20 protein-coding genes are annotated in these 19,359 nt (G+C 72.3%); 8 read left to right on the plus strand and 12 right to left on the minus strand.

Features of this window, described 5'->3' with window-relative positions; translation table 11 throughout:
* Positions 1-112: 112 nt before the first annotated feature.
* Together DDJ31_RS04955 and DDJ31_RS04960 are read right to left on the minus strand one after the other, a co-directional pair.
* Positions 113-766, minus strand: a complete 654-nt coding sequence (locus tag DDJ31_RS04955; protein ID WP_164785042.1) for a YkgJ family cysteine cluster protein — start codon at positions 764-766, stop codon at positions 113-115.
* Positions 763-1,392, minus strand: a complete 630-nt coding sequence (locus DDJ31_RS04960; RefSeq protein WP_164785041.1) for a hypothetical protein — start codon at positions 1,390-1,392, stop codon at positions 763-765. Before DDJ31_RS04960 ends, DDJ31_RS04955 begins: the two co-directional genes overlap by 4 nt.
* Before the next feature lie 317 nt (positions 1,393-1,709).
* Between DDJ31_RS04960 and DDJ31_RS04965 the strand changes: the two genes are divergently transcribed.
* The 8 genes from DDJ31_RS04965 (at position 1,710) to DDJ31_RS05000 (ending at position 8,883) form a co-directional block, all read left to right on the plus strand.
* Positions 1,710-2,141, plus strand: a complete 432-nt coding sequence (locus tag DDJ31_RS04965) for a hypothetical protein (protein WP_127181506.1) — start codon at positions 1,710-1,712, stop codon at positions 2,139-2,141.
* 286 nt (positions 2,142-2,427) lie between these two features.
* Positions 2,428-2,787, plus strand: coding sequence for an STAS domain-containing protein (locus DDJ31_RS04970; RefSeq protein WP_240678274.1), 360 nt, complete (start codon positions 2,428-2,430; stop codon positions 2,785-2,787).
* A 157-nt stretch (positions 2,788-2,944) separates the two neighbouring features.
* Positions 2,945-3,796 carry an STAS domain-containing protein gene (locus tag DDJ31_RS04975; protein WP_127181504.1) on the plus strand — a complete coding sequence of 284 codons (852 nt, stop codon included), beginning with the start codon at positions 2,945-2,947 and terminating at the stop codon, positions 3,794-3,796.
* Positions 3,793-4,164 (plus strand): STAS domain-containing protein, encoded by a 372-nt coding sequence (locus DDJ31_RS04980; RefSeq protein ID WP_127181503.1) that lies wholly within the window; start codon positions 3,793-3,795, stop codon positions 4,162-4,164. Before DDJ31_RS04975 ends, DDJ31_RS04980 begins: the two co-directional genes overlap by 4 nt.
* Entirely contained in the window at positions 4,161-4,583 is a 423-nt protein-coding gene (locus tag DDJ31_RS04985; protein WP_164785040.1) for an anti-sigma regulatory factor, read from the plus strand. Before DDJ31_RS04980 ends, DDJ31_RS04985 begins: the two co-directional genes overlap by 4 nt.
* A complete protein-coding gene (locus tag DDJ31_RS04990; protein WP_127181502.1) occupies positions 4,580-5,632 on the plus strand; it encodes a SpoIIE family protein phosphatase in 1,053 nt (350 codons plus the stop codon). Before DDJ31_RS04985 ends, DDJ31_RS04990 begins: the two co-directional genes overlap by 4 nt.
* Before the next feature lie 276 nt (positions 5,633-5,908).
* Positions 5,909-7,282, plus strand: coding sequence for a sensor histidine kinase (locus tag DDJ31_RS04995; RefSeq protein WP_127182947.1), 1,374 nt, complete (start codon positions 5,909-5,911; stop codon positions 7,280-7,282).
* Positions 7,279-8,883: a SpoIIE family protein phosphatase gene (locus tag DDJ31_RS05000; protein WP_127181501.1), complete on the plus strand. Its 1,605-nt coding sequence runs from the start codon at positions 7,279-7,281 to the stop codon at positions 8,881-8,883. Before DDJ31_RS04995 ends, DDJ31_RS05000 begins: the two co-directional genes overlap by 4 nt.
* A gap of 61 nt (positions 8,884-8,944) precedes the next feature.
* Here DDJ31_RS05000 and DDJ31_RS05005 read toward each other — a convergent pair whose 3' ends face one another.
* The 10 genes from DDJ31_RS05005 to DDJ31_RS05050 all read right to left on the minus strand — a co-directional run bounded on the left by DDJ31_RS05005 (position 8,945) and on the right by DDJ31_RS05050 (position 19,282).
* Positions 8,945-9,412, minus strand: coding sequence for a hypothetical protein (locus DDJ31_RS05005; RefSeq protein WP_127181500.1), 468 nt, complete (start codon positions 9,410-9,412; stop codon positions 8,945-8,947).
* Between the two features lie 220 nt (positions 9,413-9,632).
* A complete protein-coding gene (locus DDJ31_RS05010; RefSeq protein ID WP_127181499.1) occupies positions 9,633-10,580 on the minus strand; it encodes a hypothetical protein in 948 nt (315 codons plus the stop codon).
* 193 nt (positions 10,581-10,773) lie between these two features.
* The gene (locus tag DDJ31_RS05015) at positions 10,774-11,826 is read right to left on the minus strand and encodes a hypothetical protein (protein WP_127181498.1); all 1,053 of its coding nucleotides are present in this window, start codon (positions 11,824-11,826) and stop codon (positions 10,774-10,776) included.
* 60 nt (positions 11,827-11,886) lie between these two features.
* Positions 11,887-12,159: a DNA-binding protein gene (locus tag DDJ31_RS05020; RefSeq protein ID WP_127181497.1), complete on the minus strand. Its 273-nt coding sequence runs from the start codon at positions 12,157-12,159 to the stop codon at positions 11,887-11,889.
* On the minus strand, positions 12,156-12,878 hold the full coding sequence (locus DDJ31_RS05025; protein ID WP_127181496.1) for a hypothetical protein: 723 nt from the start codon (positions 12,876-12,878) through the stop codon (positions 12,156-12,158). The genes DDJ31_RS05020 and DDJ31_RS05025 overlap by 4 nt, the downstream gene beginning before the upstream one ends.
* Before the next feature lie 14 nt (positions 12,879-12,892).
* Positions 12,893-14,914, minus strand: coding sequence for a hypothetical protein (locus tag DDJ31_RS05030; RefSeq protein ID WP_127181495.1), 2,022 nt, complete (start codon positions 14,912-14,914; stop codon positions 12,893-12,895).
* Positions 14,904-15,059: a hypothetical protein gene (locus DDJ31_RS05035; protein WP_164785039.1), complete on the minus strand. Its 156-nt coding sequence runs from the start codon at positions 15,057-15,059 to the stop codon at positions 14,904-14,906. The genes DDJ31_RS05030 and DDJ31_RS05035 overlap by 11 nt, the downstream gene beginning before the upstream one ends.
* 304 nt (positions 15,060-15,363) lie before the next feature.
* Positions 15,364-16,248: a hypothetical protein gene (locus DDJ31_RS05040; protein ID WP_127181494.1), complete on the minus strand. Its 885-nt coding sequence runs from the start codon at positions 16,246-16,248 to the stop codon at positions 15,364-15,366.
* Positions 16,245-18,344 (minus strand): hypothetical protein, encoded by a 2,100-nt coding sequence (locus tag DDJ31_RS05045; RefSeq protein ID WP_164785038.1) that lies wholly within the window; start codon positions 18,342-18,344, stop codon positions 16,245-16,247. Before DDJ31_RS05045 ends, DDJ31_RS05040 begins: the two co-directional genes overlap by 4 nt.
* The gene (locus tag DDJ31_RS05050; RefSeq protein ID WP_127181493.1) at positions 18,344-19,282 is read right to left on the minus strand and encodes a hypothetical protein; all 939 of its coding nucleotides are present in this window, start codon (positions 19,280-19,282) and stop codon (positions 18,344-18,346) included. Before DDJ31_RS05050 ends, DDJ31_RS05045 begins: the two co-directional genes overlap by 1 nt.
* Positions 19,283-19,359 lie beyond the last annotated feature (77 nt).

The raw sequence follows: 19,359 nt of genomic DNA on the forward strand, positions 1-19,359 counted from the left end.
CTGGCCGCGCGGGCCTGCCCCGCACCGAACACGGGCGGAGAACAAGGCAGTTGGGCGATTTCACCGAGCCCGCCGGGCCCGCCGCACGGTGCGGGGCCGCACGGCCGCACGGCTACAGAGCGTCCGCAGGGGCGGGCCCGCCGGTTCCCCGGCCGGGCTCCGCGGGGTCGGGCGACGTGGTCTCCCGGGCTGCCGCCCGCTCCATCTCCGGTGCCAGGATGTCCGGTTGCAGGATGAACGCGAACAACTCGTCGTGGGAGCGGCTGCGGTGGCTCGCGTCGACGTGCGCGTTCCACCGCTCGGCCATCCGCAGGTGCTCGGTCCAGGCCGCCCGGTTGCGCAGGATGTTCGCGCGCAGCGCGGGCAGGTTCATCGCCGTGAGGTTCCAGGAGTCCGCGTCGCCGCAGAGCGTCTTGTCGCGGACGGCCACCGTGTTGCGGGTCAGGCCGGCCGGGAAGTTGGCGCACACCCGGGGGCGGTGGACGTAGGCGCCGCAGCGGGCGTGGCCGGGGGCGATCTCCATCAGGAACACGCATCCCTCGGTGTCCGGCCGGTGGCGCAGCCGGATGTCGAAGAGCGGGCCGCCGCGGGTGAGCCGGAAGTCGCCGTCGTCCTTCTCCTTGAGGGCGACGAACTCCCGTGGGTGCAGGGCCATTCCGGTGGCGAGGCCGCGCACGTCGGCCATGGTGACGTTGACGGTGTACTCGCGGCAGCAGCGGCCCTTGCAGGACGCGCAGCCGGCCAGGTTGGCTTCGGGGCCGCTCACACGACCACCTCCTCGGGCCAGGGGGCACCCAGCTCGCGGGCCGCGTGGGCCTCCAGCAGATAGCGCTGGAAGTCCTCGATGCCGGGCGGGTCCTCGGGGTCCTTGGTCAGGGCGTTCCAGCGGCGGACGGTCTCGAACCAGTGGTCGCGGTCGGCGGCCCACCCGCGCTCCGCCCGAGCCAGGCCGGCCGCGTCGAGGGGGCGCCCGACGGTGCCGGGCCCGTCGTCGTCCCGGTCCCCGTCCCCCGCGTCGTCCGCCCGAGCGCCTTCCGTGTCCCGCGCGCCCTCACCGGGTACGGCGGGGTACATCCGGCAGGAGACAGGCGCCAGTTCGCCGAGCCCGCAGCGGCCGGTGCCCTCCAGGGTGAGGACGTGGAAGACGCAGCCGTGGGCGGCGTTGGCGATCCTGACGTTCACCCGGCGCCGCGCGTTGTCCAGCACGACACCGGTCGGGTCGTTGGCCGCGGCCGGGGCGGTCTGGGTGAAGTGCCACGGCTCCAGGGCGAGGGTCCGTGCGATGCGCACCAGGTCCGCGCCGGTGACCAGGCGCGGGCCGCGGTAGCAGAGCCGCTTCGCGCGGGTGGACTGCCACGCGCCGTCGGCGCCCGGGGTGCTGTCCGCTGTCACACCGTGTTCCCCTCAGATCTGTCGGCCACCGGGTCCCGGCCCGGCCGCCCGGCGGGCGCCGCCCCACGACGCCGCTCACCCGGCTCGCTCCAGGTGGTCGCCAGCGAGCGTAGTCGATCGGATCTCCGTCGGGGAGCGGTGATTTCGGCGCCGGGCGGGGGACATGTCTCGGCGCTCAGCGGGCAGGAGGCGTTCGTCCGGGGCCGCTCTCCAGGTGGCTCCGCGCCCGCCCGCCGCCTCCGCCGACTCCGCTGACCTTGCCGTATTCACTGCCTCTGCCGTATCCGCCGTATCCCCGTCACGAAGGACGCCCCGCCATGACCGTCGAGCCGGATCCCCTGCACCAGCCGGCCGCGCCGGTCGTGACCGAGCCGGCGCCCGATCTGCAACTCCAGATGCTGGTACGGCTGATCGCCCAGGACGACACGGCGGCGCTGCCGCTGACGCTGCTCCTGCCGGGCGGGCTCCTGCACGGGGAGCTGATCTCCCACGAGGCGTGGAAGGCCGACTGGGCGCGCGGGCTGCGTGAGGTCGGCGGGTCGGGCGCGCATCTGCTGGAACGGTTCCCCGAACAGGTCGACCAGGAGGTGGCCGCGCGGCAGGGACGGCAGGCCCCGCAGCGGCTGCCACAGTGGATCCACCTGCGCAACGCCACCAGCGTCACCACCGCCGGCGATCCGGTCGTCATGCCGCTGTGGCGGGGGCGGCTCGCGGACGTGTCCGGCTGGTCGCTCGGTACCCCCGTCTGACGCAGGGGCCGCCCCCGCGACATCCTCGGCACCGGCAGGCCGGCCACGACGGTGAGGTGTGTCACGCACCCCTCATCAGATCCGCCCGCTTTCTTCGCTTAAGTTAGCCTTCGCCCACTTCCGCGGCTTTCGCGCGCCTCACTCGATGCGTCACATGTCTCGTCCGCACCGCCTACGGGGTCGGGCGCACTGCCCTACGATCGGGGTACGCCTTCGGCGCGAGCCACCGGCCCGTGCCGCTCCGGCGATCGCAGTCGAGGACAGCCGAGGACGGTCGAGGATCACGGTGACAGAGACACCTTCGCAGCCCCCCTCCCATCTGTCGGTCCGCCGATCCACGGTCGACGGCGTCCGGGTGGTCGCCCTGCGGGGTGAGCTGGACCACGCCGCCCGGGTCGACCTCGGCGATGTGCTGCACCCGCCCGGTGAGGAGGCGCCGCGGACTGTGGCGGATCTCTCCGGTGTGACCTTCATGGACTCCAGCGGCATCAACATCCTCATCGCGGCCCACCGCGCCGCCGTGCAGAGCGAGGGGTGGCTGCGGGTCGTCGGCGCGCAGCCCTCGGTGCTGCGGGTCCTCGAACTCGTCGGCCTCGACCTGGTCATTCCCTGTTTCCCCACACTGGCACAGGCGTTGGAGAGTTGAGCCTGCCCCAGGGAAACCGTCTTCTCCGCGCCGGGGTTCGCACCTTTCACCGGTGCGGGCCGTGTGGAACCTGAAGCAGGACTCGCGGCACCCAACCTGCCGTAAGCTGCCCACGTCGGTCTTTACCTGAACAGATGAATATCGAAGGAGCACCGGAATGGTGAAGCGGGACGACGCTGTGGACCTGGTGGGGCTCCTGTCCGTCGAGGGCCAGGACCTGGCCGCGACGTGGGTGCGCGAGGTATCGGGCTCACTGAAAGGCCGGATCGGCGCGGCCGAACTCGACCGCGAACTGCGCGAACTGTACGACGCCTTGGTGGAGGCACTGCGACAGGGCGCGACCGATGTGCACGCCGAGCAGATGTCCGAAGTCCGGGCGCTGCTCACGGAATTGTCGAGGAATAGGGCCCGGCAGGGATTCTCCCCGAGTGAGACGGCCGTCAGCGTTTTCGCGCTGAAGGGAATTCTCGAACCCGCCCTCCAGGACGGTTCCGCGGACACGGTCCGCGCCTATCTGCAGCTCGGCCGGATCCTGGACGGTCTCGGGCTGTTCACGATCGAGACGTACACCCAGACCCGGGACGAGCTGATCACCGCGCAGGCCGAGCAGCTCCTCGAACTGTCCACGCCCGTGGTCCGGTTGTGGGACGGCGTCATCGCGGTGCCGCTGGTCGGCACGCTGGACTCGGCGCGGACCCAGGTCGTGATGGAGAAGCTGCTCCAGGCGCTGGTGGACACCGGCTCCGAGCAGGCGATCATCGACATCACGGGCGTTCCCGCGGTGGACACCCAGGTCGCCCAGCACCTGCTGAAGACCATCGTCGCGGCCAAGCTGATGGGCGCCGAGTGCACGGTGTCCGGGATCAGCCCGCAGATCGCGCAGACGATCGTCGCGCTGGGCATCGAGTTCGACGGCATCGTGACGAAGGCCAGCCTGGCCGACGCCCTCAAGCTGGCGCTGCGCCGTTCCGGCGTGGACCTCGTCGCGCGTGAGAGCGTGCAGCGATGAGCGAGCGCATTCCGGTCCTGCGGATCGGTGACGTCCTGCTGGTCTCGGTCCAGTTCGACCTGGAGGACCAGACGGTGCTCAACCTCCAGGAGGACCTGGCGGAGCAGATCGTCGCGAAGTCGGCCCGCGGGGTCGTCATCGACATCAGCGCCCTGGAGATCGTCGACTCCTTCGTGGGGCGCATGCTGGCGACGGTCGCCGCGATCTCCCGGGTGCTCGACGCGCGGACGGTGGTCGTGGGGATGCGTCCCGCCGTCGCCATCACCCTGGTCGAGCTGGGACTCTCGCTCGGCGGCGTCAGCACCGCCCTCGATCTGGAGAAGGGACTGGCGAAACTGCGCCGGCCCATCGGTTCGGCCTCCCAGTGACAGCGCCCTGGCAGGCGGGCGCCGAACCGCTCACCTTCCCCATCACCCGCAGCGCCGATCTCGTCCACATCCGCCAGGCCATCCGGACCCTGTCGCAGCAGTGCCGTCTCTCCCTGGTCGACCAGACGAAGATGATCACCGCGGCGAGCGAGCTGGCCCGCAACACCCTCATCTACGGGGGTGGCGGCGCGGTGCTGGCCGGGATGGTCAGCGCCGACGGGAAGCACGGGGTCGGCGCCGTGTTCGAGGACACCGGGCCCGGCATCCCCGACGTCGAGCAGGCCATGACGGACGGCTGGACGTCGGGCAGCGGCCTCGGGCTCGGCCTGAGCGGCGCCCGCCGTCTCGTCGACGACTTCCATCTGCACACCGTGCCCGGCGAGGGCACCGTGGTCACCATCATCAAGTGGGTGCGATGAACACCACCGCCTTCCTCGAATGCGAGGACGTGGCGTGGTTCCGGGACGGCGCGTCGCTGGCGACGACCGCCAGGGGCGCGGCCGCCGCGCTCGCCCGGCGCCTCGGGTTCACCAGCCACCGGTCGGCCGAGGTCGCCCTCGCGGTCACCGAGGCCGCCACGAACGTCCAGCGGCACAGCGTGGACGGCGGGCTCCTGCTGCGCGTCGTGCGCTCGGGGGCCGAGGCGGGCGTCGAGTTCCTCACCGTCGACTCGGGGCCCGGGATGACGGACGTGCCCGCGGCCATGGTCGACGGCGCGTCGAGCGCCGGCACCCTGGGGATCGGGCTCGGCGCGGTCGCCCGGCTCGCTGACCACTTCGACCTGCACTCCGTCCCGGGGCGCGGGACGGTCCTGAGCGCCCGGTTCTGGCCGCGCGGAGCGGAGTCCGCGACCCCGCTCCCGGGGACGTCGGGCGCCGACGGGGTGACCAGGCCCATCAGCGGGGAGACGGTGTGCGGCGACGCGTGGGCCGTCCGCACCCTCGTCGCGGGACCCGAGGGAGCGCCGCCCGTCGTGGTGGTCATGCTCTGCGACGGCCTGGGGCACGGCCCGCTGGCCGCGCGGGCGAGCCAGGCGGCCGTGGGCGCGTTCCGGGACTGCGCCGACCTCAGCCCCGAGGGCGTCCTCACCGCCGTCGACCGGGCGCTGCGGGGCACCCGCGGCGGCGCGGTCGCGGTGGCGCGGATCGAGCCGGCCGAGGGGCGGGTGCGGTACTGCGGGATCGGCAACGTCAGCGGCTTCCTCGTCGACCCCGCCGGCCGCAGGGCGCTGCTCTCGGCCCCCGGGATCGTCGGCGCGCAGATGCGCAGGCTGCGGACGTTCGAGGAGCCGCTCCCCGAGCACGGCGCCCTGGTGATGCACTCCGACGGGCTGACCGAACGCTGGGACCACACGGCGCTGCCGGGGCTGCTGCGCCACTCGCCGCTGGTCATGGCCGGTCAGCTGCTCCGGGAGGCCGCGGTGCGCAGGGACGACGCGAGTGTCGTCGTGGTCAAGGGCGCCTGGTGACCGGCGGGAGACGGGCGGACCGTGGTGACCGACGCGTTTGAGGGGAACCGGCCGGGCGGCGGGCGCCGTGGCGAGGGCCCGCCGTCCGTGGCGTCGCCCGGCCTGGGCGTCGCGTCCGCCACCGGGCCGTCGGTGCCACCGCCCGCGGGCCGGGCCGCCGCGTCCCCGTCCGGTCAGGCCGCCGGGTCCCTCGCCGGCGGAGCGGGTTCCGGGTCGCGCGTCCCGGCGCCCTCCGGGCCGTCCCACGACCCGCTCGGCGGGTCGCCGCACGGTCCCGTGGCGTCCTTCGCGCTGGTGTCGACGCAGGACGTGTTCGGTCTGCGGCGCAGCGCCCAACAGGCCGCCGCCGCGCTCGCGTTGGACCGGCAGGACCAGGTGCGGCTGGCGACGGCGCTGAGCGAGCTGGGCCGGGACCGGCTCGGCTGCGCCGGCCTCGAGGTCTCCTTCGCCGTGGCGGACGACGAGCAGAACGGCTCCCTCGTCGTCACGTTCGTCTGGAGCAGCGGGCCCCCTCCGACCACGGAGTCGCTGGGGCTGGCCGCGAAACTCGTGCAGATCGACCACCGGTCGGGTTCCGGTGCCCGCCGCGTCGTCGTCGTGCAGCCGCTGCCCGCGGACGGTGCCGGCACGGCCGAACGGCGGGCCCGTCTCCTCGACGTCCTCAAGGACGGCTCCCGGTCGACCGAGGCGGACAATCTCCGCGCCCAGACCCGGGACCTGATCGCCGCCCTGGAGGAGACCCGCGCCCAGCGGGAGGAACTCCAGCGGCTCAACGACGAGTTGGAGGAGACCAACCGGGGCGTGCTGGCCCTGTACTCGGAGTTGACGCAGGAACTGGAGACCACCAACCGGGGTGTGCTGGCGCTGCACTCCGCACTGGACGACAAGCGGCACCAGTTGCAGGAGGCCAGCGAGGCCAAGACCAGGTTCTGGACGAACATCAGCCATGAGCTGCGCACCCCCGTCAACTCGGTGGTCGCGCTCTCCCGCCTGCTGCTCGCCCCCGGCTCTCCCCCGCTCACCTGCGACCAGCGCGACCAGGTCGAACTCATCGCGTCGTCGGGCCACACCCTGCTGTCGCTGGTGAGCGACCTGATGGATGTCGCCAAGGCGGAGGCCGGGCATGTCGAGATCCATCCGGCGCCGGTGGATCTGCGGCTGCTCGTCGCGCACCTCGGCGGCCTGCTGCTGAGCGGCCACGGCCACGAGAACGTCACGCTCGTCACGCCGGACCTCGCGCACCCCCCGGCGCTGGTGACCGACGAGACGCTGCTGATCCGCATCCTGCGCAACCTCCTCTCCAACGCGCTGAAGTTCACCGAGCGGGGCGAGGTGCGCCTGGACATCACGGCGGACCCCGAACAGGACCCGCCCGCCGTCCTGTTCACCATCACGGACACCGGCGTCGGGATTCCCGCCGAGGAACTCGACCGCGTCTTCGAGGTGTTCTACCAGGTCCGCGGCAGCCACCAGAACGGCACGGGCGGCACCGGTCTCGGCCTGCCCTACGCCCGCACGCTCGCCGAACTCCTCGGCGGAACCCTCACCCTCACCAGCACCGCGGGCGCGGGCACCCAGGTGCGGGTGCACCTGCCCGACCTCAGCCGACCGCACCCGAAGGGCCTGGCGACCGAAGGGGCAGACGCATGACCGGCTGGGACCGGACTCCGTCGCCCGCGACCATCCTGGTCATCGACGACAACGAGACCAACCGCTATGTGCTGACCAGTTGGCTGGAGCGCGCCGGGCACACCGTCGTCACCGCGGCGACCGGCGCCGAGGGCCTCGCCCTCCTCGACACCACGCCCGAGCGGCTGCCGGAGATCGCGATCGTCGACGTCAGGCTGCCCGACCTGAGCGGCTTCGAGATCAGCGAGCGGCTCAAGAACGACGCCCTGACCGCCTCGATGCCGGTCATCCAGATCTCCGCGGCGGCCGTCAGCCCCGAGGACCACGCGGAGGGGCTGCGGCGCGGCGCGGACGCCTATCTCGACCAGCCCATCGACCCCGGTGAGCTGCTCGCCACCGTCACCGCGACGCTGCGCTACGCGCGGGCGAGGCAGCGGGCCGAGCGGCTCGCGCAGCGGCTCATCGCCCTGAACCGGGCCACCCTCGACGTCTACAGCGCCGTCGGCTTCCACTCCTTCGCGACGGCGGCCACCGGCGGCGCGGCGGCCGTGCTGAGCACCCCGGCGAGCGCGGTGTTCCTCTCCCCGAGGGCGCAGGCCGTCCACAGCACGACCGACGCGCCGCGCACGGCGGTCCGGGTCAGGCCCGCGCATCCGGGCCTCCTCGACCAGCTGACGGCGCACGGACTCCACCAGGACACCGGCGTCACCGTCGTACGGATCCCGCACGACCAGTGGCGGGCCCTGCTCCCTGGCGACCACCTGGAAGGCCAGGTGACGCTCGCGATGTCCCGCACCAAGCGCGGCCGGCCCCCGGTCTGCCTGGCCGTCCCCACCGACGCCCTGAGCGGCGCCGACGACGAACAGCTCCTCCAGCAACTCGCCAACGGCTGCGCCCTCGCCCTTGAGGCCCTGCGCACCTTCGACGAGGAGCACGCCCTCGGCCTGGCCCTGCAACGGTCCTTCCTGCCCAAGGAGTTGCCGACGGTCCCGGGCGTGGAACTGGCCTTCCGCTATCTCCCGGCCTCCGAACACGCCGAGATCGGCGGCGACTTCTACGAGGCGGTGCAGACCGCCCACGGGCTGCTGCTCGCCATCGGCGACGTCGTCGGGCACTCCCTGACGGCGGCGACCGTCATGGGCGAGGTGCGGCACGCGCTGCGCGCCTACGCCGTCGAGGGGCATCCCCCGCACCACATCCTGGAACGGCTGGAGACCCTGCTGCGCCAGTCGCAGCCCGGCGTCACCGTGACGCTCTGCCTGGTCCTCGTCGAGCCGGACGGCCGCAGGCTGCACATCGCCAACGCCGGTCACATCCCGCCGCTGGTGACCGACCCGCTGACGGGACCGCGCTTCCACACCCCGCACGGGCCGCTCCTCGGCCTCGGTCTGCCCCATCCCGCGCCGGCCGTCCTGGACATCCCGCCCGGCACCCGGCTGCTCCTGGTGACGGACGGTCTCATCGAGATCCGCACCGCCCACCTCGACACCACCCTCGCCGAACTGCGCGAGGCGGTGGCCACGGGCCCCGACGACCTGGAGGAGCTGTGCGAGCTGCTGCTCACCCGCTTCGGCCAGCACAAGGACGACGACATCGCCCTGCTCACCGCCCTGTTCACCTGACGGCGACCGGCCTGACCCTGCCGCGGGCGGCGCCTGCCGGGGCCGCCCGCGGTCATCGGGGTCAGCTGATGAACGAGCCGGGGGCGCAGGCGGAGGCCGTCACCCAGGCGTGCGACATGATGTTGTCGTTCATGTTGATGTTGTTGGTGAACTTGTTGCGGCCCAGATCGTCGACGTACAGCTCGCCGGGCTTGAGGCAGCCGTACGCGGTGTCGTCGTACCCCGTCCAGTAGTAGAACGCGACGACGTCCTTGCCGCCGAGGTAGCCGCTGTTCATCACCGACGAGGCGGCGTTGCCGTCCGAGCCCTGGAAGGGCCCCGCGGCGTCACCCCAGTTGGGGTCGTTGCCGGGGGTCACACCGAGGAGGGTGCCGCCGCAGTCGGTGCCGCTCCAGGCGCGGACGTTGCCGTCCCGGCCGTGGCTGTTCCAGTTGCTGTTGCAGCCGGTGCCTGCCTGGGCGGTCACCGGGACGGCGACACCGAACGCGGCCAGCCCGAGGGTGACGACGGAGAGGGTCAACTTGCGCATGACGTGGTCCTGTTCTGCCTCGCGGGGAGGCGGATGGAAGGTGATGGATGGAAAGAGAGGAAGATCGAGGGAAACCCAGGCAAATCCAGGGAAATCGCCGGACGGACCGGGCGCGGCGTGTGGCGCCGGAGCCGGTGGTGTGTTCCGCCGGTCCGTGGGGGCCCGGGATGCCGGTGGTGGGTACCGCCGGTCCGTGCGGGCCGGGGATGGTCAGGCCCGGTCAGGCCCTCGCGGGCACGATCCGCTCGGCCCGGGTGAGGGCGGCCTGCCGCAGCCGCCCGTACCGGGACAGCGCCGGGCCGTACGTGTCGGTCAACTCGCCCATGTAGTGGGCCTCCCGGCGCTCGCCGACCGACTTCAGAGAGACGGCCCCCACGCACCGCGCGTCGGCCACGGCGATCGTGACCTCGGCGGCGAACGTCCTGGCCTCGGCCGCCCCGCTCTGCCCGGCGGCGTGGTTCCTGGTCGCCCGCCGGGCCGCGTCGGGGTCGGCGAAGGGGTGCCCGGCCCGGCGCATGCAGCGCGACCAGTCCCGCACCGCGCCGCTGAACTCCTTGTCGCGCAGCAGCTTCCCCACGTACAGGGGACGGAGGTTGCTGACGGTCGTGTCGGTGCGGAACCAGGTCGCCGGATCGCCGTACAGCTTCTTCTCGGCCTCGGCGGTGCAGCCGCCCGACTGCTTGCGGACGGTGCCGCCGCCGGGCTCCCTGGTCCTGAGCACGGGCGCCGACCGATCGCCGTCCAGCGCCGTGTCGTACGCCGAACGGCGGTGCGCGGAGAGGGAGTTGCGGTAGGCGAGGTTGGGGTTGCGCAGCCGGGCGCGGTCCTCCTTCGCCATGATCCGGCTGCCGTACCCGTGAGCGCGGGCCCACCCGATGTCGTCCTGGACGTAGCCGACCGGCCGGCTCTCCTCAAGGCTCAGACCGCGCTGCTCCCAGAAGCGGAAGCCGTGCCCGGTCATGCACCGGGTGACCAGGCGCTGTTCGGCGTCCGAGATCCGCAGCTCCTCCGCGTAGTCGAGCCGGGGCACGGTGGCGTCGCCGGTCCGCGCCCGGTCAAAGCGCCCGGTGTGCTGCGCGCAGCCCGTGAGGGCGAGGGAGACGACCGCGGCCACCGTGCCCATCGTGGCGAGCACCCGGGCCCGGCGGCGGACGTCGTCACGCTGCATCGCTGAACTCCCCTTCCTGGTCGGTACGTTGTCGCACTGTCGTCTGGTAGACGCGTGAACGTGCCGGGCCGTATGACACTCGGCGGGAAGTTCTTCGCGGGGGGGCGCTCAGGTGGAGCGGCTCGCGGGATTCGATGGGGGACGCGCCCGGGACCGGGACCGGGTCGCACCGGTCCTGGGCAGGTGGGGAGGATCAGGTCCGCTGGAGCGTCAAGGCCGTGCCTTGCCACTCCTCCAGTACCGCCATGCTGGCGAACATGGTCTGGAAGGACGTCCCGATGCGCCGGGCCGGCCTGCGCAGATGCCGGCTGGAGGCTCCGAACAAGTTGATCAGGGTCAGGATCTCCTGGAAGGCGGCGCTGTCGAACTGGAGGCCCGAGCACGTCGTGACCACGTCGTCGAGAACCCCCTCGAAGCCGTCGGGCCACTCCTCGCGAGGCACGGCCGCCGCCCATTCCAGAACAGCCCCGAACCCCACGGAGGCGGCCTTCATCCGGTCCGCGAAGCGGTTGGCCGCTGCTTCCAGGTCACCCGCAGGACCGTCGATCGCCCTGGCGAGGCGGTTGACCACCGCGAGCGTCATCTTCATGGAGGCCCCGGGGTGGCTGACGCGCGCCATGTCCTCGGCGATGAGCTCCATCATCGCCCCCAGGTCCGTCAGCGCGGACTCCACATCGGCCATGTCCCCCTCGATGGCCTCCAGTTGCGCTTCGGCCTCGACCATCAGGTCGAACAGACCGGGGGCGTTCTCGTCCTGCCCGGACGTCGGGACCTGGGGTGTCCGCGCCGCCTCTTCGATGGGCTCGGAGACGACGTTCTCCCTGCCCAGGGCCTCCGCGAAGATGGCCGTGAGATGCCGCCGGGCCGCGACCGCTCCGTCGGCGTCGGTCGGGAGCGCGACGGCCCGGAGCCGGGCCGTCCCGGGTGGGGTGCCGGTTCCCTCAGTGACGTGGACGGTGCAGCGGCCCAGCGCGTGGCGTACGCCGAGACCGAAGGACAACCCCCCGTCAAAGCCGCTGGGTTCGACGACGACGATGTCCGCTCCGGTCACCAGGTCGAGCAGTTGGTCCGCGGTCAGGCCGGCGTCCTCGATGCCCTCCGTGCGCAGGAGGGTGAGGCCGAGTCGCTCGCAGGTGGGCCGTACGACGTCCTGGTGGAAGATCTCCGACCGGTGCCGGTCGGCCGGGGAGGGGCGTGGGGAGGAGCACGCGACGTGCGGCGCCCCGATGGCCAGGCAGGTGGGCATGGCAGGTTCCTTCTGCTCGGTGTGCGGGTGTGTCGGGCGGCAGCGAGTGGCCCGCGGAGTTCAGTCGAAGAGGGTGAGCGCGACCCCGTCAGCGATCTCGTCGGCGAAGACGGGGCGTTCCTCGATTCCCAGCGCGCGCAGCAGATCCACGGTGAGCACCCGGTGGCGTCGGCCGACCCGGACCGTGTCGCAGGGGAACGTGTCGAGGGCGACGAGCCGATAGGCGGTGCCCCGGCACATGCCGAACGCCCTGGCCGCCGTGGTCAGGCCGACGCTGACCGGGAGGTTGAAGATCTCGCGGAAGGTGAGAGCCGTCTCGGCGGGTCCGGTCATCCGTTCCTCCGCACGTGCCGCAGGGAGAGCGCGGCGACCTGGCGCCCCCGCCCCGAGTACCGGGTGCCGGGGGCGGCGAGACCCCAGGTCTGGGCGAGCGCTCCGATCCGCACTCCTTCGACCCGGTGGGCGGGGACGGTGAACCGCAGACCGGCCGCCAGTCCCGACCGGTTCGCGGGCGGGTCGTACTGCGCCTGCCAGCTTCCCCGCGCGTCCGTGTCCATGGGAGAGCCGCCGCTGCCCTCCACGTCGTCCGTCACCCTCTCGTGGCGGACCGTGCGCCACCGTGTCCACGCGCGCGAGCAGGCGGAACGCAGCACCTGCCCGCCGGGGTCGGAGGTGTCGGGTCCGATGTCCGCGAGGGCTTCGAGGTAGCAGGTGACGAGTTCGGCTTCGACGTCGTCCCGTTCCACGCGCAGCGACCTGACGATCCTGGCGGCGGTCCTGCGCAGTCCTGGCAGCCCCAGCCATACGACGGCCGTGGGCCAGTCGGACCGGTTCGGGTCGAGGCGTCGGCGCTCCGCGATCTGGTGCCACAGGTCGGTACGGGCGGCGGGGTCGAAGGACCGGTCGTAGAGCAACTGGCGGGCCTGTCGCAGGGCGACGGGTGCGGGCCGCCCGCCGAGGGTGTCGGGCAGGCGCAGTTCGGGCGTGGGGTTCAGGTCGGCGCACCGGCGCTCGACGGAGGTGAAGATCCCGGGATGAGGAGGAAGGGACATGGGTTCTCTCCTGGTCAGTCCGTGGGCGGGGCGGGCGGCTTGGTGCGCAGCGCGGCGAGCAGGCGCGGCGCCGCGACCTTCACGGGCAGGGCGTCCGGGGTCCTTTCGACGGCCAGGAGCCATCGGAGGAAACCAGGCTGTCGGGCAGCCGTCAGGCCCTTGAGGAGTTCCTCCAGAGCCGGACCGAGGGACGGTGTGCGCTCCGCCGCGCGGGACCAGGCGAAGAGGACGTCCCGCATCGGCGGGTAGGCGGCCGATTCGTTCAGGGCGTGTCCGGTCAGCCGGACCAGGGACGAGGCGGTGGCGTCGTCGGAGCCGATGCGGCCGCTCCACCAGGCGAGGTCCGTCCCGGCCATGGCGGGAAAAGCGAGGGCGGCGAGCATGCCCGGCAGGCCGTCGGCCGCGGCCCATTCCTCCAGCCTGGTCAGGAGGGCTTGCCTGGCCTCGGAGTCGCCGACGGCGAAGTGCCGCACCAGCGCGTCCGCGACGGGTCCGGCGGCCTCCGCGTCGTCGCTGCCCCTCTCAACGAGCCGGTGTGTCAGTCGCAGGACCTGGTGGGTCGTCAGCCGGCCGAAGTCGGGGCGGCAGGCGTACGCGACCGTTCTCCGCAGGGCCGCCTCGCCCGCGACGCTCCACCGGTCGAGGAGGTCCGCGGCCTCGGCGGCGGCCGTCGGCCCTCCGACCGTCGTTCCCAGACACCGGGCGGCGACTTCGACAGCCACGGGCCCGTCGGACAACGCCAGCGGACGCAGCAGTTCCAGGGACCGGCCGGCGGTCGCCACAGCGAGAGCGGCGACCGCCTGCCCGGCCCGTTCGACCTGGTCAGGGGCGTCTCCCGGGTCGGCAAGCCAGAGGTGCAGCACGGGGAGCAGATCGGCGTGGTCCCGGCACAGGATCTCCCACACCGCGTCGGCCACGACCGGCCAGCAGAACGACACGGCTCCGGTGACGACCGGCCCTGTCTCCTGGGTGAAGTGCGCTCCGAGGGCGCGCAGCATTCCGTACCGGGACGGGCCGGGGTGCTGCCTGGCGAGGTCCTGACGCGGGTGACGGGCAGAGGGTTCCTGGTCCCGGCCGGGGTCCAGGTGCTCCAGCAGGTGGGCTGCCCGCTCCAGCACGACGTCGCCGTCGAGCCCGCCGTAGGCGCTGAGGGAGATCAGGTGGGCGAGGACCACCCGGTCCTCCCGCGCCTGGGCCACCAGTTCCGTGGCCTCCACCCGTGCCAGGGCACGCAGGACCCCGGTGGCGCAGGCGCCGTCCTCGGTCGTCGGCCGGGCCACGAACTGCGCGGCCCGCGCCGCGTGGCGGGGTGGCAGCCCGGTGTGCAGCACCTCGTCGAGCAGGCCCGCGCCCATGGCCCGCAGTGCCCTGACGCGGTCGGCGGCGTCGGGGCAGAGGTCCGCGAGATGGGCGTCGAAGACCTTCCTCGGGTCGGGTGGCAGATGGGTGAGGACCGGCGCGCCCAGGTGGTTGCGGAGGGCGGTGACCATGCCGGGAGCGTCCGCCAGCACCATGAGGAGGCGCGCGCCCGCCTCGGTCAGGGCCGCTTCGAGGCGGGACAGGTCCCACGGGCGGAGCGCGAACGGATCAGCGGGTTCCATCACCAGGTAGCCGTGCACCCCGTGGCGTCCCGGTACCCATCGGGCGAGGTCCACGGCACCGTCCACCTGGACGAGCACAGGGGCGTCGTGGCCGTGGGCCAGCAGGTTGAGGGCATGGGTCTCGCGGCCGGTCCCGGGTGCTCCGACGAGGGCCGAGACACCGGAGTCGAGTGCGGCGAGCGCGTCGCCGAAGCCGGGCGGCGGCACGAAGCGCCGCCTGGCCGCGAGCAGGTCCTTGGGGCGTACCGGGCCCTGTCCCGTGGGCCGGGCCGCGGGGCCGGCCGTCGCCGACGTGGAGACGATCTGCCGCTGGTCGCCTGTCACCAGGCCGGTGTTGACGGTGCCGTTCGGTGCGACGACGACCATCCTCCGCTCGGCGGCCAGGGCCGCGACAAGGGCGTCGAGGTCGGCGGCCCCGAGCACCTCAGGCGTCACCGTCGGCTCCCTGGTCGAGGTGGCCCGTCAGCTCGATGGCCGTGACGTGCTGGCCGCCGTGGACCGTGCCGGTGTTGATGATTCCCCGTTCGGCGTTCAGCACCATGGCGGGAGGAATTCCCGGCTCGTCAGCGGGGGCGGGCATTCCTCCCAAGTCGCTGTCGCGTCGCGTGGCGTACAGCGGAATCACCTTCTCCGCGAAATGATTTTCCTCTGGTCGCATGTCGTCCTTCCGCAGCCGTAGTTGACGTCCGAGGCGTGCTCGCGTGCCGTTTTTCCGGACGCCTCGAGATTCGCGCACGGAAGTCGCCGCGTCCGCTCTCTCGATGCGTACGGAAAGTGGCTGTGGTCACATGTGCGGACCGCCCGGGACAGCGCACGCGGAAAAGGGCGGGTGCGTCGTCCGAAGACGACGCACCCGCCCTTTCGACCGCTGCTTTCCCTCCTTCTCACCCGGCCATGTCTGGTACCTGACGCCCCAACGCGGAGATACGGTCGCGCAGAAGGTAGGAGATCTCTTTCCGTTCCTGATCGGTCAACGTGCCCAGCAGCGTGGCCAGTTCTTCCTGCCAGTCGGTGCGCGGCGGGCTGAGCAGCTCACGGTGGTCGACCGCCCAGTCCAGCACCTGGCTCACCTGGTCGGGATGTCTGAGCAGCCAGAGCGCCGCCAGCGAGGCGGGCCCGGCGTGCAGCGCCTGGAGGCAGAACTCGAACTCGCCACGCCGGCTGGGCGTCCAGGAGTAGCGGACCCCCTCACTCTCCGCCCGGCCGAGGAGGAGTTCCTCGTCCGACTCCCTCAGCCGCACGTCGAACACCCGGTAGCTCAGGCCCGTCTCCTCGAGTCGCTGAGGTGCACCGAGGTGGTGCATGATCTCCGGGGCTCCGAGTCCGTTGCCCGTGACCGCCTGGGCCTCGGCGAGGTCGCGCAGCGCACTCGCGAGGTGGGTGCGGACCAGGTGCCAGCCGTGCACGGCTCTCGCACGGACGACACTCACCGGATCGTGCACCCACCACGACACCCACAGATCCACGGATTCGGTGCCGTACACCGTGGGGAGGCCGATGGCCTTGGTGTCCACGTGCTCGGTCGCGTCCACCCGGAAGACGTCGGTGTAGTCGCCTCGGACACCGGGTGCGGGCGCCTCGCTGAACACCGGCACCTGGGCATCCGGGTCGTCGGGATCTCCACGGTGGCCGAGGACGAAGTAGTCGCCGGCGGTGTCCCGCAGCACCAGGGACCAGTCCTGTGCCGCCGACCAGCGCCGGCCGAGGATCTCCCGCCAGGGCGGCCTCGCCGTCCGGTGGTAGAGACGTTCGGTCGGTCCGTCGCTCATGCCGCCTCCTCCTGTCTGCCGCTCCGCCACCGGTCGAGCGAGGCCCGTGCGATGTCACGGCCGACCCGGCCGTCGGCTTCCTTCTGGTCCATCTCCACGAAAAGCCGGAACTCGCCGGACCGCATGGATTCAGCGAGGTCGGCGAAGAGGTTCTCGACCGCTCGGCGCGACGTGGGGTCCCATTGCGCTCCGTCGGCCCATCCCAGCAACGCCCCGCAGGTGGCGTCGAAGGAACTGTCGTTGTTCAACGCCTGCCGGATCAGATCGGTGATCAGTTCGCCCTCGGGGGTGTCGTCGGCGAGCTGCCGGGTGAACCATCGCGGAGAGCGCAGCAGTTGGGCGAAGAGGAAGAGTATGCCTTCCGTGTCGGCCTGGTCCGCGCTCAGCCATTCGCGAATCCGGCCGAACACGTTCTCCTCGTTGCCGGCCTGGAACAGGGTGGTGACCGCGGCCTGTACGGCGACGCGCACCTGGCTCTCTCCGCTGTCCTGCCCGTCGCGGGTGCGCAGTCCGAAGACGAGGGTGCGCAGCAGGTGCAGGGCCACATCGGGGCGTGCCAGTCCGAACTCGGTGCCGCACGCGAGTCCCACCGTGGTCCGCAGGTCCGGACTCGCCGCGTGGCTCCACTGGCGGAGGCGGTAGCGCACCTCCGCGACCAGCACGGGGTCCTGGGCGGCGATGCCCAGGGCGTGGGCCGCGATGACGCGCCCGGTCGTGCGCTCGGACCCGGCGAGGGGCTGGATGTGGCGGAGCGCCCTGCGTCCGCCTCCCCAGCTCGCGGCCATTCCCATGACCCGGCCGACCGGTCCGGTCAGCCCGTCGTCCCAGCTCACCTCGCGCAGCCATCTGACGACCAGGTCCGCCAGCCGGCCGTACTCACGCCAGACGTGCCTGAGTACGGTCTCGGCCTGTCGGTGCCGGACGAAGACCACCGGTTCCACGCTGTGTCCGAAGGTGCCCGCCGTGCGGATCTGGCGCGGCTGCCGGGAGGCCTGGACGGCATGGAGGAGTTCTGTCAGGGAGCGCCGGAAGACGAAGTCGGGGTTGGGCCTTTCGGCGGTCTCCACGCCCTGGGAGTCCGTCGCCGGCAGTGTCGCCGCCAGGCATCCGTCGGAGAGGTCGAGCAACCGGTCGGCCTCCTCCCTGACGATGCGGTAGTCCGCCCCCTCGTACACGCAGGCCGCCAGCAGGAAGGAGAGGGCGTCGGGATCGTCGCGCAACTTCTCCATGAGGGGCGGTACTTCGCGCTCGGCGCGGTAGCTCAGCCGGTCTCGGAGATCGCCCAGCGCCGTCGCGTCACCGTCGGCCGCGACCAACGCCCCCACCAGCTCGACGACTTCGGCCGGCAGCAGCTCCGGTACCAGCAGCTCCCCCAGCTCCCGGCGGCCCAACGCCCCCAGCAGCCGGTCCCGTTCCCGTTGGTCGGGTACCGCGGCTTCGAACTGCGAGCCGAACACGGCCTCGGGCGGCGGCGGTTCGCACCGCACGACCGTGACATGGAGATCCTGTTCGAGCCGGCGCAGCAGCGCCGTGTCGTCCGGCAGGACGATCACCATGCGGGCGCCGACCCCGCTCAGCAGGGACCGCACATGGCCGAGGACACCGGCTCCGAGCGGCCGGGACGGGAACAGTCCGGCCACCACGTAGCCGCGTGCCGAAGCGTCGGTGGGCTGCCAGCTGTCCAGTTCGGTGAGGCTGTCCAGGGCGCGCAGCGGGGCCCCGCTCCCGCACTCCGCCCGCAGGAGGTTGAGGGCCGCGGTGTGCCGGCCGGAGCCGCTCCTCCCGGCGAGGAAGAGCAGCCCCCGATCCAGTTCCGCGCGGGCCGCGGTGAACCACGCGGGCTCCGCGAACCCGAAGGCGGCGGCCGTTACCTCCTCCTGAGGGATCGGCCCCTCGCGCACTCTGGACGGCCGAGATGCCCGCGGTTCGTCCGTCCGCTGGTTGTGGACGCCTTGACCGCCGTGTACGGATCCCGCGTTGACGTTCCCGTTCGGGGCGTAGACGAACGACCGCCACGGGCCGGTCCGTCCGGCGATGGCGTCGAGCAGCTCGGAGACCCCGCTCTCCGGTTCCCCCGGCGCCTCGTCGCCCGGCATCACGGTCGTCCTTGGTTCTTGTTCCCGCGCACCTGGTCCCCCTGGAAGCCGCGGACCCGGCCGGCCTTGTTCCCTCCGACAGCGTCACCGGCGACATGGTGATTGGCCACGCTCTGCCCGCCGTGCACCGTCCCCGTGTTGAGGTTGCCGTTGGGGGCGCTGTTGCGCACCCGGGTGCCGCGGTCACCGCCGCTCTGCTCACCGCCGCCCTCCGACCGACGGGAACTCGCCTTCACCTGCTCCTCGACCGTGCCGTCGGACGAGGTCTCCTCGTACAGCGGCCCGGACGGCTGCGGCACGTAGATCCAGGCCCGCTGGGAGAAGGGCTTGCCCTCGACGGTGGCGGCCACCTCCACGAAGTGGTCGAGGTGGCGCCCGGTGTATCCGCCGGCGACGGCGTCCTCGTAGCAGCGGTCGGAGAGGATCGCCGCGACGTGGGTGATGTTCTCCTTGTGCGAGGCGAGCACCGCCTTGACGGGCCGGGAGTCGAGCAGCCGGTGTGTGTCGTTGCGTGCCGTGCCGTTTCCGCTGAACTCGTCGCCGGTGTCCGGCAGCGGACCGATGTGCAGACTGACGCGCAGCCTGATGGGCACCACGCCGTGGGAGAGGACGTTGTAGTCCGTCAGCAGGTCCTGCAGATCGATCAGGAGGGGGTGGATCACGAAGGGCATCAGGGCGGGATCGAAGCCGAGGACGTAGCCGTCACCGGTGGAGGCGGGGAACTTGCGATCGTTCCAGAGTTCCTGAAGTCCCGCCCTGGCGAGGGCTGTTTCCAGCAGCTCGGGCACGCTGCGGCTGATGGCCTCGTGCTGGACGGCCGGATGGCCGGTGAACCCCTTCGCGTCCACGGCCAGGATGCCCCGGTACGGGGGAAGCGGACGGCTGTGGGTGTGCGGGGCCGCGCCCCACCGGGGCAGTCGGCTGCTCTGCTCGGGCATGCGTCACTCCTCCTCGCGCTCCGTCCGCTCCGCGACGGTCGGGACGGAGACGCCGTTGTGTGGGTGGTCGTGCCGTT

The sequence above is a fragment of the Streptomyces griseoviridis genome, from assembly GCF_005222485.1.
In the GTDB taxonomy this organism is placed as follows: Bacteria; Actinomycetota; Actinomycetes; order Streptomycetales; family Streptomycetaceae; genus Streptomyces; species Streptomyces hintoniae.

Excerpts from the sequence above, each read along its gene's own strand:
- DDJ31_RS05025 (WP_127181496.1), bottom strand. The coding sequence starts at position 12,878 with ATGTCCCTTCCTCCTCATCCCGGGATCTTCACCTCCGTCGAGCGCCGG.
- DDJ31_RS05045 (WP_164785038.1), bottom strand. The coding sequence starts at position 18,344 with ATGCCGGGCGACGAGGCGCCGGGGGAACCGGAGAGCGGGGTCTCCGAG.
- DDJ31_RS04980 (WP_127181503.1), top strand. The coding sequence starts at position 3,793 with ATGAGCGAGCGCATTCCGGTCCTGCGGATCGGTGACGTCCTGCTGGTC.
- DDJ31_RS04975 (WP_127181504.1), top strand. The coding sequence starts at position 2,945 with ATGGTGAAGCGGGACGACGCTGTGGACCTGGTGGGGCTCCTGTCCGTC.
- DDJ31_RS05050 (WP_127181493.1), bottom strand. The coding sequence starts at position 19,282 with ATGCCCGAGCAGAGCAGCCGACTGCCCCGGTGGGGCGCGGCCCCGCAC.
- DDJ31_RS05020 (WP_127181497.1), bottom strand. The coding sequence starts at position 12,159 with ATGACCGGACCCGCCGAGACGGCTCTCACCTTCCGCGAGATCTTCAAC.
- DDJ31_RS05015 (WP_127181498.1), bottom strand. The coding sequence starts at position 11,826 with ATGCCCACCTGCCTGGCCATCGGGGCGCCGCACGTCGCGTGCTCCTCC.
- DDJ31_RS04990 (WP_127181502.1), top strand. The coding sequence starts at position 4,580 with ATGAACACCACCGCCTTCCTCGAATGCGAGGACGTGGCGTGGTTCCGG.
- DDJ31_RS05035 (WP_164785039.1), bottom strand. The coding sequence starts at position 15,059 with ATGCCCGCCCCCGCTGACGAGCCGGGAATTCCTCCCGCCATGGTGCTG.
- DDJ31_RS05040 (WP_127181494.1), bottom strand. The coding sequence starts at position 16,248 with ATGAGCGACGGACCGACCGAACGTCTCTACCACCGGACGGCGAGGCCG.
- DDJ31_RS05005 (WP_127181500.1), bottom strand. The coding sequence starts at position 9,412 with ATGCGCAAGTTGACCCTCTCCGTCGTCACCCTCGGGCTGGCCGCGTTC.
- DDJ31_RS05000 (WP_127181501.1), top strand. The coding sequence starts at position 7,279 with ATGACCGGCTGGGACCGGACTCCGTCGCCCGCGACCATCCTGGTCATC.
- DDJ31_RS04965 (WP_127181506.1), top strand. The coding sequence starts at position 1,710 with ATGACCGTCGAGCCGGATCCCCTGCACCAGCCGGCCGCGCCGGTCGTG.
- DDJ31_RS05010 (WP_127181499.1), bottom strand. The coding sequence starts at position 10,580 with ATGCAGCGTGACGACGTCCGCCGCCGGGCCCGGGTGCTCGCCACGATG.